The sequence below is a fragment of the Amycolatopsis rifamycinica genome, assembly GCF_000695625.1.
Taxonomy (GTDB): domain Bacteria; phylum Actinomycetota; class Actinomycetes; order Mycobacteriales; family Pseudonocardiaceae; genus Amycolatopsis; species Amycolatopsis rifamycinica.
The window spans coordinates 21,802-34,920 of record NZ_JMQI01000062.1 but is presented as its reverse complement, the minus strand read 5'-3'; the positions used below and the strand labels follow the sequence as shown (position 1 = coordinate 34,920).

Genomic DNA, 13,119 nt, shown 5'->3' with positions numbered 1-13,119 from the left:
CCGAGACCCGACCGGTCACGGCTGCTGGTTGTCGTAGCGGTGCTGGGCGGTGAGGAGTTCGTCTCCGTGTTCGCCGAACCACCGGATGAGATCGGTCAGGGGGCCGGCCAGGCTGACGCCGAGTTCGGTCAGGGTGTAGGTGACCTGGGGTGGGTTGGTCGGCGCGACGTCGCGGGCGACGAGCCCGGCGCGGGCGAGTGCTTTGAGGTTCTGCGACAGCATCTTCTGGCTGATGCCACCGACGCGGGTGTGCAGCTGCGCGAAGCGGTGCGGGCCCGCGACGAGGGCGGAGATGATCAGGGTCGCCCAGCGGCTCGTCGTCTGGTCGATGATCGGCCTGAGCGGGCACCTGTTGTCGAACGTGTCATAGGCCAGGAGCCGGGTGGCCGTCGCGAGCTGCTCTTTTCCCGTCACGACACCAGGTTACAAAAAAGTACGTCCTTCCCGTCGGTAACCGGCTTTCTTACGGTGACTCCTGTAGGCAAGAACGATCGAGGAGACACTGTGAGCAGCAACAACGCACGTACGGCCATCGTCACCGGAGCGTCGAAGGGACTGGGTGCGGGAGTCGCCAAGGCGCTGGCCGAGACCGGCGCCGCCGTCGTGGTGAACTACCGGGGCGACGCGGCGGGTGCCGAGCGGGTGGTCGCGGACATCACCGGCAAGGGCGGCCGGGCGATCGCGGTGCAAGCGGACGTCGCGGGCCGCGACGACGTGCGCCGCCTGTTCGACCGGGCTCGCGAGGCCTACGGCCCGGTCGACGTGCTCGTGAACAACGCCGGCGTGGCCACGTTCACACCGCTGTCGGGCATCACCGAGGAGCAGTTCCAGCGCACGATGGCCACGAACCTTCTGGGTACGATCCTGAGCACCCAGGCGCTGGCCGCGCAGGACGACATCGACTCGGCGTCGATCATCAACGTCTCCACGGCCGGCACCGTCACCCATCCGGCCTACGCCGCGCTCTATGTGGCGTCCAAGAGCGCGGTCAACGCTTTCACCGTGGTCGCGGCGAAGGAACTGGGCCCGCGTGGCATCCGCGTCAACGCGATCATGCCGGGCCCCTCGGACACCGAGGGCACCAGGACCATGGGGTATGCGGGATCGGAGCAGCAGGGACAGGACATCGCCGCCACCCCGCTGGGCCGGACGGGCACCCCCGACGACTACGGCCCGCTGGTGGCCTTCCTGGCATCCGAGGACGCGCGCTGGATCACCGGAGACGTCATCCTCGCCTCCGGTGGCCTGCGCTGAGCTTCGCGTCCGCGAAGTCCGTGCCCGAAACCGCGTGGGCCGGGCACTCGACGTACGCGGTCAGGTGCTCCCGGACCCGGTCGCGACGATCCGTCGGGGGAACAGCCCCGCCGACCGGTTCACGTCCGCGGCCATGGAAACGCCGGTCCACCGCGATACCGACGAGCCCCGGGCGGCGCTCGGCAACACCGTCGTCGGCACCGCGATGCCCACGATCGTCGCCCAGCTCGGCGGCTTCGACCGGTCTTCCAGGGGCCATGGCCCTAGCCCCTCTTCGGGGTCCGTGCATGTCTTCTCGTGCCCTGATGTCGCCTCCTGGGAGATGAGGCAGGTACCGCCCGCTTCCTAGCATGCTGTGACGGCAGCGGGTACTAGCGGCGAGGGGCGGGTTGCGGTGGTCAACGTCGCGGTCATCAACTACGGGAAGCTCAACGACTACGCGGCCATGCTGCCCGAGCACGTCAGCGGCCTCTACGTCTTCAGCCACAACCCCCTCGACTCCACCGCCGGGTTCGCGCACTACGAACACGTGCCCGACTGCGAGTTCGTCCCCTACGCCGAACTCCGGCTGCGGGAACTGGCCCGCGATCGCCTCTTCGACTACGTCGTCACGGACAACGAGTACGACCTCGAACGCGTGGCCCGGCTTCGCGCCCACCTCGGGGTGCCCGGGCAGACTCCGGACAGCGCACTGTCCTTTCGCGACAAGGTCGTCATGAAGGAGGTGGCGGGCAAGCGGGTCCGGACGCCGCGCTTCGCCGGTCTCGGCACCTTCGCCGACCTGCTCGACTTCGTCGACGATGTCGGTTATCCGGTTGTGGTCAAGCCGCGGAAGCAGGGGGGCTCCCGGGACATCACCGTGCTGCGGGACGCCGGTGAGCTGACCGCGTTCAGCCGCCGGCACTGGCGGGACGATCTGATGGCCGAGGAGTTCGTCGACGGGGAGGTCCACCACGTCGACGCCGTGCTCGCCGATGGCTTCCGGTTCGTCTCGTGCTCGCGGTACCTGCGCAGCTGCCTGGTCGTGTTTTCCGGGCAGAACAACGGATCGCTGCAGCTGCACCCGGACGATCCGGTCGCGGTCGAGCTGACCGCCTTCCTCGACGAGTGCCTCGCCGCCTTCGACACGCCCGCCGTGTCCGCCTACCACCTCGAGGTCTTCCGCACCGCGCGCGGGGAGCTGCTGCTGTGCGAGATCGCGTCGCGGGTGGGCGGCGCCCGGATCCCCGCGCTCACCCGCGCGAGCTACGGCCTCGACCTGCTTCCCACCTGGCTGCGGCTGTCCACCGGGCTACCCGTGGCCGACGCGCCCCGGGGAGTGCCCGACCGGCTGCGCGGCGCCGTCGCGATCGTCCCCCCGGGCCGCGCCGTGCGCGCCCCCGGGCGGCCGCCCTTCGCGTGGGTCACCGAGTACGAGGTCAACACCGCCCTCGCCGCCGGGGCCGTCGCGCAGAACAGCACCTCCCACCTCTGCTGGGCCATGGTCGAAGGCCGGGACACCGCCGAGGTCGAGGCCCGGCTGTGGGAAACCGAGGCGTGGCTGACGGGGAACCTCGAGGCGGACACGCCGTGACAGCGTGGCGCGAAACCTCTCCGGACGGGCGGGCCCTGCTGGTCACGGTGCTGCTGACCGGGCTCACCACGTTCATGTTCCTGCCGCTGCTGGCGGTCGAGCTCACCGGCCGAGGCGTGGCGGCGGCGGCGGCCGGGTTCCTCGTCGGCCTGCTCGCCTTCTCCAGCCAGGCCTTCTCGCTGCTCACCGGGTTCCTGGTCGACCGGCTCGGCACGCGGGCCGTGCTGGCCGCCGGGTTCGCGCTGCGGATCGCCGGGTACGTCCTGCTCGGTCTCGGCGGTCCCGGCCTGGTCGCCGGCGTGGTGGCCGTCGGGGTCGGCGGCTCGCTGCTGGGCCTGGCCATCAAGACCCGGCTGGTCGCCGAAGACGGCCCCGGGCCGCGAGCGATGCTGGCACTGCGCTCCACGTTCGTCAACATCGGCGTCGTCGCCGGGCCCGCGCTCGGCGCGGCCGTCTACCCGCTCGGGTTCCGGTACATCCTGGGTGCCTGCGTCCTGTCCCACCTCGCGCTCGGCATCCGGCTGCTCGCCCGCGCGCGACGCCCGGCCGCGCGGCCCCACCCGGCCGTCGCGGCCGCCGAGCCGCCGGAAGACCGGTGGGGCCGGGCGCACTGGCTCACGCTGCTCGCGCTGGGCGTGGCCTACTGGGCGATCTACAGCCAGCTCAACGTCGTCGTGCCGATCGCGGCACTGGCCATGACCGGGAGCACGGCGGCGATCGCGGTCGTCTTCACGGTCAACGGTGTCCTCGTCGTGCTCTGCCAGTACGCGCTGCTGCGCCACGTCTTCGCCCGCGCCGCGAACCGCACCCTGCTCGCCCTCGGCTTCCTCTTCTTCGCCTGCGCCTACACGGTCTTGCTCGCCCACGCGGGGTGGTTCTCCTTGCTGGTCTTCGCGCTTCCGGTCACCGTCGCCGAAATGCTCATCGGGCCCAGTCTCGACGAGCAGGCCATCCGCGCGAGTTCGGTGCGCCGCACCGGGATCGCCCTCGGCGCGATGAGCGCGGCCGGGGCCGTCGGCAGCCTCGCCGGCGCCAGCCTCGGCGGCGTTCTCGTGCAGCTGCTCAGCGGCGACGGCGTCTGGCTCGTGCTGATCAGCGTGTCCGTCGCCGCGGCCGCGGCCAGTCTCCTCCTGCCGAAAGCGCGGGTCCGGCATGCCTGAAACGGTCGTCCTGCTCAACCCCCGTGACCTGGTCGTCGACGCCGCGCGCCGGCTCGGGCTGGCGGTGGTCGTCGTCCTCGCCCCCGGCGGAGCCGACCCCGGCCCCGTGCCGGGCCTGCTCCTGCGCAGCCCGTGGACCACCGATCCCGCCGGGCTGGTGGCCCGTCTGCGTGAACTGGATCTGCCCGGGCCGGTCTCCTGCTTCGGGTTCGGCGAGGCCGGCTGCTCGGCGGCGGCCGTGGTCAACGAGCGGATGGGCTGGCCGGGCACCCGGCCGGGCGCGCTGGAGACGTTCCGGGACAAGGCGAAGCTGCGCGCCGCGGTCGGCGACCGGGCCGGCGTCCCGGTCGCGCACGCGGTCTGCGACACCCTCGCCGAGCTCGGCCGGGCGATCACGCGCATCGGGTTCCCCTGCATCGTCAAGCCGGCCGACGGCACCGGCAGCGCGGGCGTGACCCGGCTGGACGGCCCGGCCGACGCCACCGCGCGGCTCGCCGGGCCGGAGCTCGAGCGCCCGCACCTGGTCGAGGAGTTCCTGCGGGGCACCGAATACAGCGTCGAGGCGATGAGCTCGCCCCGGGGCCACCGCATCCTCGCCGTCACCGAGAAGGCGACGACCGGTGCCCCGCACTTCGTCGAGACGGGCCACACCCTGCCGGTGGACCTCGGTGCCGGGCCGGCCGCGGCCGTCGCGGACGTCGTCGCCGCGACGCTCGACGCCGCGGGGTACCACTACGGCGTCTCGCACACCGAAGTGATGCTGACCGACGCCGGTCCCCGGCTGATCGAGTCGCACGGCCGCCCGGGCGGCGACCGGATCAGCGACATGCTCCGCCTCGCGCTGGGGGAGGACGTCTTCGCGCAGACGATGGCGGTCGTCTTCGACCGGCCGACCCCGGACGGCCCGGCCCGGCGCCGCGTCGCCGGGATCCGCTACGTGACGTTCCCCGGCGACGCGCCGGTGCCCGGAGTCGACGTCGCGGCGGTCGCGACGCTGCCCGGGGTCGTGGAAGCCCACCTGTCGGCCACGCCCGGCGCCCGCCCGCCGGCGGTTCGCCGGTCGCGGGACCGGCACGGGTTCGTGGTCGCCGTCGGCGACACCCGCGAAGAACTCGAAACCCACCTCGCCCACGCTGTCGCGGCGTTCACCCGCGGGTCGTGAAACCCGCCACCCGAAAGGACCGGCTCGTGCCCTACAAGATCCTCGTCCTGGTCTCCGAAGTCGCGAAGTTCCGCCTGGACAACCACTCCATCATCCCGAGCGCGTTGCACCGCGAGGGGCACGACGTCCACATCGGCGACATCGACACCCTGTCGATCCACGATTCGGTCGTCGTCTGCGACCGGGTCCGGCTGACCGAGGAGTACCTGACCGGGCACGACTTCCCGGCGCTGTCGGAAAGCTACGCCTCGGCCGAGGACTTCGACCTCGTGTGGGTGCTCGCCGGCACCAATCCGGAAGTGCAGGCGGACAGCTTCCAGCTGCTGTGGGTGCTGAACCAGCGGGTGCCGTTCGTCAACGAGGCCGCCGCGCTGTTCTACCTCAACTCCAAGACGACGCTCGGATCCGTCGTGCCGCGGGAGAACCTGCCCGCGTCCTACGTCTCGAACGACTTCGACTTCCTGACCGGGCTGGTCGAGGCGGACGCCGAGCGCACCTGGGTGCTCAAGCCCACCAACGAGGGCTGCGGCGCCGACGTCTACTTCCTGTCGAAGACCGAGCGCAACCGGGCCGCCCTGCTGCAGTCGGCCACCGGCAACGCCGTGCCGCGGTACGAGATGTACAGCCGGGAGATCATCGGGCTGGCCAAGCGGTACACCGCGGTCCAGGAATACATCCCCAACGTGCGGGAGAACGAGAAGCGCGTGATCATCGCGGGCGAGGTCCCGGTGTGCGGCTTCCGCCGGTTCCACTTCGAGCACGACGACCGCGCCAACGTCACCCTCGGCACCAAGTTCGAGGGCCTGACGCTGACGCCGGAGGAGGACGGCTTCGTGCGCCGGCTCGGCAAGCGGTTGATGGAGCACGGCGTCTTCTACTCGGGCATCGACCTGGCCTACCCGTACGTCATGGAGTTCAACCTGGTGAACCCGGGCGGGCTGAACTACTCCTTCCGCGCCACCGGCGTCGACCAGTCGTCGGAGGCGGTCACCACGGTGCTCAACGCGCTGCGCGCCCAGGGCCGCCTGCCCTGACGGCCAAGAGCCGCCCGGCACCGTTGCCGGGCGGCCGCCCGGTCACGCCGCCCGAGGTACCTGGTGCCATTCGGGCAGGTCGTCCTGGACGTGGAACGGCCGCCGGGCCCAGTCCATCGTGGCCCACGGCCCGGCGAGGTCGTCGAGCGAGCTGACCCGCACCGGCCGGTAACCGGGGTCGGGAGCGTCCGCGGCCTCCACCGGGTAGACGAGTTCGACGTACCGGTGGCCGGGGTCGGCGGCGAGGAAGACCACCGGTCCGCCGCCCGGCTCGGTCTCGCGCACGTACCGCGCCACCTGCCAGCCGGCACCACCGGACAGCCCGGCGAAGACGCCGGTGGTGGCCAGCAGGTGCCGGCAGCCTGCTGCCGCGACGTCGAAGTCCAGCCAGTGCACGGTGTCGTAGATCCGGTAGTCGATGTTCGCGAACCGGATCCCGCTGCCGATGCCGGCGATGATGAACGAGTCCATCGGCGCCGACTCCGCCCCGAACGACCGGCTGCCGAACGGCTGGATCCCGGCCACCCGCACCTCCGGGGACGCTTCCCGCAGGTAGCGGCCCATTCCGCTGGTGGACGCCCCGGTGCCGACCCCGCCGACCAGGGTCAGCCCGTCGACGCCCAGCTCCTCGACGACGGTGCGGGCGACCCCGCGGTAGCCGAGGTAGTGGACGTCGTCGTGGTACTGCTGCATCCAGTAGGCGTCCGGGTTCGCTTCCAGGTACTTGTGCACCAGCCGGACGCGGATCTCCTGGTCGTGCTTGAGGCTCGCCGACGAGGGCACCTGCTGGAAGGTGGCCCCGAGGTAGGTCAGCTGGGTCCGGATGCCGGCGTCGACCGAGATCGACGCGAAGATGTGGCACTTGAGCCCGAATTCGCGGCAGACCAGCGCCAGGGCGTGCCCGTAGATGCCGCTGGAGCTGTCGACGAGCGTCTGCCCGGGCCGGACGACCCCGCGGTCCAGCAGGTCCTGGACGGCCGCGCGGACCGAAGCCACCTTCATGACCTCGAACCGCAGGACGTAGATCCCTTCGCCGAGATCGATGAGGTCGGGATCGGCGAGCTTCTCCGAAAAAGACCGGTACACGTGCAACCCTTCCGTCGACGGCTCCGGACAGCGGTGCCGGACCCGGTGTCTGAGTGCGGGCCCCACCGTAGGACGGAAAAGGAGCGAGCCTCTCATTCCGCGGCAGAATCGTCAATACAGGAGAAAGCTTTTCTTCTGCACGCTCGAAGGTGTTCTCCGGAATTGCGGGATGTGCGTCGCTCACGCCGGACCGTGCGAACCGCACGGGCGCCGGGCACGACGTGCAGGTGACCGGGTTGGAGCAGCGTCGAAATCCTCAGCGGGGGTTCGTCTGCCAGGCGGTGATCCGGGCACTGATCATGATGACCAGCGCAGCGGCGGCGACCAGGGCCACGGCCGCGACGGTGTCGACGTCGCGCACGATCGCCGCGTCCTCAGTGAGGCGACCGCCGATCGTGGACAGCACCTGGTTCGCGAGGAAGGCGGCCCACCACCAGGAGACCAGCTCGGCGCCCTGCGTCGGATACAGCCGTCCCGTACCGCGCGGTCGCTGGGGGTTGCTGGCGTTCCAGACGTCCCGGACGACCATCTGCGGGAACCAGAAGCTGACGATCGGCACGATCCAGCCGAGCACCGCCCACGTCGGCGAGTGCCGGTGCGGGGCGGGTTCGATCACCTCGGCATTGGTGCGAGCGAGCCAGAGCCACCGCATGAAGACGATCCCGGTGACGGCCTGGACCCCGAGGTAGGTCCAGCCCACGGCCAACCGGACGGAAACGAGGATGGCACCCCACTCGCCCGCGACGTCCGCGAGGCCGACCGCGGTGGTCACGACGATCAGGATCGCGGACGCGCTGCGCCACCCAGCGAGCGCCTGCGACGTTCAGGGTAAGGCGCAGCCGCTCGCGAACTGACCGGCTTCAGCGAAACAGGAGATCTGCGACAGAGCCGTTGAAGGTCGCCCCGCCGAACCCGGCCTCGCCCGTGAAGGCCGCTCTCTCGAAGCAGGCGCTGTCCGTCAAGGTCGCGCCGGAGAACCACCCGCCGTCGGTGAAGGTCGTCATGGGGCACAGGGCCTCGCCGGAGAAATGAGCCGAGGAGCACGGTGGCCGCCTTGCTCACAGGGGTCCCCAAACCTCGGCCTGCTGGTGCAGCCGGCGCTGTACCAGCGTCACGGGTGCCGGGGTGGGCCCGGACGGCGTGACGAGGTAAAGGGTGTTGAGCGGCGGGATTCGCGTGTGGTGCACCACCTCCAGTGAGCCGGCCGCCAGAGCGGAGTCCGCCAGGTAACGCGGCAGGACGGAAATTCCCGCGCCGGCGACCACGGCAACCAGCACGGCCCGCAGGTCCGGCACGATCATCGAGACCGGGTTGGCCGGCCGGCGGCCGAACTCGCTTCGCCAGTAGCGGCGGACGATCGGCAGTTCACGGCCGTAGGCCACGATCGGCAGGTGGGCCAAGGCCGCCGCGGGGTCTTCGTCCAGCCGGTCCCGATCGATCGAGCGGGCCGTCGTGGGCGTCGCCACCAGGACGAATTCCTCGTCGACGAACGGCGTGGCGGCCAGCCCACGCCGGTCGGCCGCGGGCCGGACGGAGGAGACCACCAGGTCGAGCTCGCCCTCGGCCAGGGCGGAGAGCAGGTCCTCGGCCAGTCCGAGCGTGAAGGCCAGCTGCAGGCCCTCACCGACCAGGGGGGCCAGAGCCGGGACCAACCGCGAAGCGGTCAGCTCTCCGGCCGCCCCCAGCCGGACCGTGCCTTGACGGGCTCGGCGGTCGGCGTCCTCGACCAGGGCGCCGCCCAACTGGTCGAGGGGCGAGGCGACGCGCCGGGCGAGCTCGTGGGCCCGCGGTGTCGGGACGGCTCCGCGCCGGGAGCGTTCGAACAACACCGCGTCCAGCCGGCTCTCCAGACGCGCCAGCTGACCGCTGACTGCGGGCTGGGACACGCCCAGGGCGGCGGCAGCGGCGGTCAGGGAACCGCGGCGGTAGATCTCCAGGAAGGTCGCCAGCAGATCGAGGTCGCTCACGCAAGGGAGACTACATAAGAAACCTTATGGAACCGATCTGACACCTACGAGGACTTGATGGAAAGTAGGTGGCGTCCGAGACAAACGACCCGGAGGAGAACAAGTCATGGCGAGGATCCTGATGATCGTGTCGGCTGCCGACACCCTGGTGCTGACCGACGGCCGCACCCACCCCACCGGCTACTGGGCGGAGGAGGTGACCGCGTCCCACCAGGTGCTCGTCGAAGGGGGTCACCAGGTGGACATCGCCACCCCGGGCGGGGCCCGCCCCACCGTGGACCCCGTTTCGCTGGACGAGCGCGGCGGCGTGCAGCCTGCCGACGGCGCCGCGTTCCGCGCCTACCTCGACTCGATCGCGGCCAGCCTCGAGGCTCCGCTCGACCTCGGGTCGGTCGAGGCCGCCGGCTACGACGCCCTCTACCTGCCCGGTGGGCATGCCCCGATGGCCGACCTCGCCGACAACCGCGCGCTCGGCGCGCTGCTCACCGAGGCCGACCGGCAAGGCCGGACCGTCGCCGCGCTCTGCCACGGCGTCGCCGCTCTGCTCAGCGCGACCGACGACGACGGCACTTTCCTGTTCACCGGCCGCAGCCTCACCGGCTTCACCGACGAGGAAGAACGCCAAGGCGGCCTCGGCGACGCCGCGCCGTGGCTGGTCGAAGACCGCCTCAACGAGCGCGGTGCCCACTTCGAAGCGGGTGCACCGTGGTCGGACACCGTCGTCGTCGACGGCAACCTGATCACCGGGCAGAACCCGCAGTCCAGTGTGACCACGGCGAAGGAAGTCCTCGCCGCCCTGAAGGGCGCCTGAGGCCGATGCGACGCCGGCTGCGACCGGACTGCGACGTCGAGGGCCACACGCCGACGCGGACCCGCGCGGCCGGCCGGTGTGCCGCGCACGGCGTTGTAGGGTTCGGGCGTGGTGCGCGGAGCCGGTCGGGCCGAAGGGATGCTGCTGGCCGGGGTGGTGCTCGCGGCGCTGGTGGTGACGGGCGTGCAGGCCCGGTCCCCCGGCACCTGGTTCTTGGAAGTCGTCTGGGTCCTGCTCGGCTGGCCCGTGGTGGTGGCGCTGCGCAAGCGCTTCCCGTTGACCCGCCTGCTGTGCTGGCTGCTGGTGCTCCACGCGCTCGTGCTGTGCTACGGCGGCCAGTACACCTACGCCGAAACGCCGCTCGGGGAATGGGTGCGGGACTGGCTGGGCACCCGGCGCAACGACTACGACCGGCTCGGCCACTTCGTCCAGGGCTTCGTCCCGGCTGTGGCCGTGCGCGAAGTGCTCCTGCGCCGGACGCCGCTGCGGCCGGGGGGCTGGGTCTCGTTCCTGACGGTGAGCGTCTGCCTGGCCATCAGCGCCTGCTTCGAATTCGTGGAATGGTTCAGCGCGCTGATCGCCGGGTCCGGCGCGGACGCGTTCCTCGCGACCCAGGGCGACGTCTGGGACACGCAATGGGACATGTTCCTCTGCCTGTGCGGCGCGGTGCTTTCGGTGCTCGTGTGGCGCCGGCTCCACGACCGCCAGCTGGGACCGGGTGGGGTCACGCCATCCGGGTGAGTCCGCTGTCCGGCGTTCGGTAACGTTCGCTGATCACGGAGATATATCCTGTGTGGCTGGGGGGCACCGGGTTGTCGTCTGGGTGGGGTTCCTCGTGCTCGACCGCACCGGCGAGCAGAACTAAAGTGACAACCGAACATATGACAACTGTGGGAAACGCACGAATTCGCGGCCTGGTGACGTCCTCTGTCGCCGTTCTCGCCGCAATGACCGTGATGACGGGAGTACTGGCCCCGCCGGCGAGCGCGGCTTCGGCCGGGGCCCCGGCCGCGGTGATGCCGACGTCGGACGAGTTGCGCATCAACGCCGCCGGCGTGGTCGGGCTCACCGTCACTCCGGAACTACTGCGGATCAGCGAAAGCAACTTCGTCTACGAGATCTTCCAGGCCGCGACGCGGCAGGGCGAAATCGCGCGGGAAGTACAGCTCGAGGCGAGTGACGCCTACCTCTCCGGAAGGACGTCGTATTTCCTCGAGACCGGAATCTACGACGCCCATCAGCGGGATCTGGACCGCGAGGCGGTGTACCAGACGAGGCGAACGGAACGCCGGCCCGCGGCCACGCTGCTCGGTTTCGAGCTGACCTCGATCATGTTGGCCAAAGACGACAAGAACTTCGTCTTCGCCCTGTGGGAGCGGGCGGCCGGCGGTTCGTTCGTGAAGTCCGCCGCGGGTGCCGTTTACAGCGGAACGCCGGCGGAGCAAAAGGAATTCATCCTTCACGGCATCTTCGTCCAGCATCAGCGAGACCTGGACGCGGCCGAGGAGGCGGCCAAGAAGGAAGCCGCCGAGAAGAAGCTTCGTGACGCAAGGGTGAAGGCCGCGGCCGTCGTCGGCATGGACCCGGCACTGGCCGCGCAGCTGACGGACAAGGACTTCGTGGAGGCCATCTGGTTCCACGAACTGGCACCGCGGGATTCCGAGGTGTATTACCAGGCATACCTCAGCCGGACGCCGGAGCAGTGGCGAGCGTTCATCGACACCGGCATCTTCGACGCCGCGGCCAAGGACAAGGTGGACGACATCAAGGTTCGTGCCGCCGCCGTCGTCGGTATCGACGCCGGGTACGCCAGGTATCTCCAGGAAGGTCCCTTGATCCGCGAGATCTGGACCCGGGCGAAGCCGGGCACCGAGGTCCAGGCCGCCGCTTATCGTGCCCTGCAGAGCGAATCGCCCGCCCAGTGGCGAACCTTCCTGGAAACCGGCATCTTCACCGCCGCCGCCGCAGACAACTCCTGAGGCACCCCCGGCTCGACAATCACCCGCTGAAGCTCGTGTAGGAGAGGCCCGATTGCGGAAAGGGCAATCGGGCCTCTCTTACACGTATCTCTTGGGGGTCGAGTCCCTCGGATCCTCGTACAGCGTCACTGAATAGGGCGTTATACAGTTGGCGGACGATCATCGCCTGGCTGAGGGAGGTCGGGTCAGGGTTTACGCCCGACCCCGGCCAGCATCACCGACTCGCTGGGGTCCGCGAAGTCGATCACGGGCGTGTCGGGGCCGCTGTCCTCGGGGTGCCAGGACGCCGTCCACGTGACGCCGGGCTCCAGCAGGGCGAAGTCGCCGAACAGCGCAGTGAACTCCGCCTTCGACCGCAGCACGTGTTTGCTCACGTCGTTGTCGTACATCCGGATGATCGCGTGCAGCTGGGCGGCGATCTCCTCGGGCAGTCCCTCGTGGGTGATCTGCGACAGCACCAGGTACGAGCCTCCCGGCAGCAGGTCCCGGTACCGCGCGATGGCTTCCGGGCCCACGTCCCGGCCGTCGGGACCGGTCTGCTGAACGTGCAGCACCGCGGTGACCAGCAGGGCCAGCGGCTGGTCGAGGTCGACCACGCCGGTCCGGGCGACCGCGTCCCAGACTTCGCCGGGCTCACGCAGATCACCGTGGATCACCGCGTGGCGGGCGGGGTCGCCGTGCTGCTCCAGCAGGATCCGGGAGTGCGCGACCGCGACGGGTTCGTAGTCGATGTAGACGACCCGCGAGTCCGGCGCGACCTCGTCGGCGACCTGGTGCACGTTGCCCATCGTGGGAACACCGGAGCCGATGTCGACGAACTGCCGCACGCCCCGGGCCACCAGGTGCCGCACCGCGCGGTACAGGAACGCCCGGTTGGCCCGGGCGCAGTACATCCCCGCCGGGAACGTCGCCAGGACCTTCTTGCCGAACTCGCGATCGATCGCCCAGTTGGCCGTGCCGCCGAGATACCAGTCGTAGACCCGGGCCACGCTCGGGTGCTCCAGGTCCACTCCCGGTAAGGGCTCCTCCGCCATGCCGCCTCCCCCACCTCGCCGGACCATCGTATCGCGGCCGGTGATCGCCCCGGACGGCC

The 13,119-nt window shown here is 70.5% G+C and carries 14 protein-coding genes; 8 read left to right on the top strand and 6 right to left on the bottom strand.

Features of this window, described 5'->3' with window-relative positions:
• Positions 1 to 15 precede the first annotated feature (15 nt).
• A complete protein-coding gene (locus DV20_RS45125; RefSeq protein WP_043785632.1) occupies positions 16 to 414 on the bottom strand; it encodes a winged helix-turn-helix transcriptional regulator in 399 nt (132 codons plus the stop codon).
• A 90-nt stretch (positions 415 to 504) separates the two neighbouring features.
• Between DV20_RS45125 and DV20_RS45120 the strand changes: the two genes are divergently transcribed.
• The 5 genes from DV20_RS45120 to DV20_RS28230 all read left to right on the top strand — a co-directional run bounded on the left by DV20_RS45120 (position 505) and on the right by DV20_RS28230 (position 6,183).
• Positions 505 to 1,254 carry an SDR family NAD(P)-dependent oxidoreductase gene (locus tag DV20_RS45120; RefSeq protein ID WP_043785630.1) on the top strand — a complete coding sequence of 250 codons (750 nt, stop codon included), beginning with the start codon at positions 505 to 507 and terminating at the stop codon, positions 1,252 to 1,254.
• Positions 1,255 to 1,648: 394 nt separating this feature from the next.
• Positions 1,649 to 2,827, top strand: a complete 1,179-nt coding sequence (locus tag DV20_RS43205; RefSeq protein WP_051736160.1) for an ATP-grasp domain-containing protein — start codon at positions 1,649 to 1,651, stop codon at positions 2,825 to 2,827.
• Positions 2,824 to 3,987, top strand: a complete 1,164-nt coding sequence (locus tag DV20_RS28240) for an MFS transporter (protein WP_043785626.1) — start codon at positions 2,824 to 2,826, stop codon at positions 3,985 to 3,987. The genes DV20_RS43205 and DV20_RS28240 overlap by 4 nt, the downstream gene beginning before the upstream one ends.
• On the top strand, positions 3,980 to 5,149 hold the full coding sequence (locus DV20_RS43200) for an ATP-grasp domain-containing protein (RefSeq protein ID WP_051736159.1): 1,170 nt from the start codon (positions 3,980 to 3,982) through the stop codon (positions 5,147 to 5,149). The genes DV20_RS28240 and DV20_RS43200 overlap by 8 nt, the downstream gene beginning before the upstream one ends.
• Positions 5,150 to 5,175: 26 nt before the next feature.
• Positions 5,176 to 6,183, top strand: a complete 1,008-nt coding sequence (locus DV20_RS28230) for an ATP-grasp domain-containing protein (protein ID WP_043785623.1) — start codon at positions 5,176 to 5,178, stop codon at positions 6,181 to 6,183.
• A 42-nt stretch (positions 6,184 to 6,225) separates the two neighbouring features.
• Here DV20_RS28230 and DV20_RS28225 read toward each other — a convergent pair whose 3' ends face one another.
• The 4 genes from DV20_RS28225 to DV20_RS28215 all read right to left on the bottom strand — a co-directional run bounded on the left by DV20_RS28225 (position 6,226) and on the right by DV20_RS28215 (position 9,236).
• Positions 6,226 to 7,269 carry a pyridoxal-phosphate dependent enzyme gene (locus DV20_RS28225; RefSeq protein ID WP_051736158.1) on the bottom strand — a complete coding sequence of 348 codons (1,044 nt, stop codon included), beginning with the start codon at positions 7,267 to 7,269 and terminating at the stop codon, positions 6,226 to 6,228.
• A gap of 256 nt (positions 7,270 to 7,525) precedes the next feature.
• Positions 7,526 to 8,041, bottom strand: a complete 516-nt coding sequence (locus DV20_RS28220; RefSeq protein ID WP_051736157.1) for a DUF4328 domain-containing protein — start codon at positions 8,039 to 8,041, stop codon at positions 7,526 to 7,528.
• 88 nt (positions 8,042 to 8,129) lie between these two features.
• The gene (locus DV20_RS45640) at positions 8,130 to 8,273 is read right to left on the bottom strand and encodes a hypothetical protein (protein WP_160169762.1); all 144 of its coding nucleotides are present in this window, start codon (positions 8,271 to 8,273) and stop codon (positions 8,130 to 8,132) included.
• 54 nt (positions 8,274 to 8,327) lie between these two features.
• Positions 8,328 to 9,236 (bottom strand): LysR family transcriptional regulator, encoded by a 909-nt coding sequence (locus DV20_RS28215; RefSeq protein WP_043785622.1) that lies wholly within the window; start codon positions 9,234 to 9,236, stop codon positions 8,328 to 8,330.
• Between the two features lie 106 nt (positions 9,237 to 9,342).
• Here DV20_RS28215 and DV20_RS28210 point away from each other — a divergent pair, with 106 nt between their 5' ends.
• From DV20_RS28210 to DV20_RS28200, 3 genes are all read left to right on the top strand, one after another.
• Positions 9,343 to 10,047, top strand: a complete 705-nt coding sequence (locus DV20_RS28210; protein ID WP_043785619.1) for a type 1 glutamine amidotransferase domain-containing protein — start codon at positions 9,343 to 9,345, stop codon at positions 10,045 to 10,047.
• A 108-nt stretch (positions 10,048 to 10,155) separates the two neighbouring features.
• Positions 10,156 to 10,788 carry a DUF2238 domain-containing protein gene (locus tag DV20_RS28205; RefSeq protein WP_200876512.1) on the top strand — a complete coding sequence of 211 codons (633 nt, stop codon included), beginning with the start codon at positions 10,156 to 10,158 and terminating at the stop codon, positions 10,786 to 10,788.
• A 206-nt stretch (positions 10,789 to 10,994) separates the two neighbouring features.
• Positions 10,995 to 12,026, top strand: a complete 1,032-nt coding sequence (locus tag DV20_RS28200; RefSeq protein WP_235190995.1) for an ALF repeat-containing protein — start codon at positions 10,995 to 10,997, stop codon at positions 12,024 to 12,026.
• Positions 12,027 to 12,211: 185 nt separating this feature from the next.
• On the opposite strand, the gene DV20_RS28195 is transcribed toward DV20_RS28200, so the two are convergent.
• On the bottom strand, positions 12,212 to 13,060 hold the full coding sequence (locus DV20_RS28195) for an SAM-dependent methyltransferase (protein ID WP_043785613.1): 849 nt from the start codon (positions 13,058 to 13,060) through the stop codon (positions 12,212 to 12,214).
• Between the last annotated feature and the right edge of the window lie 59 nt (positions 13,061 to 13,119).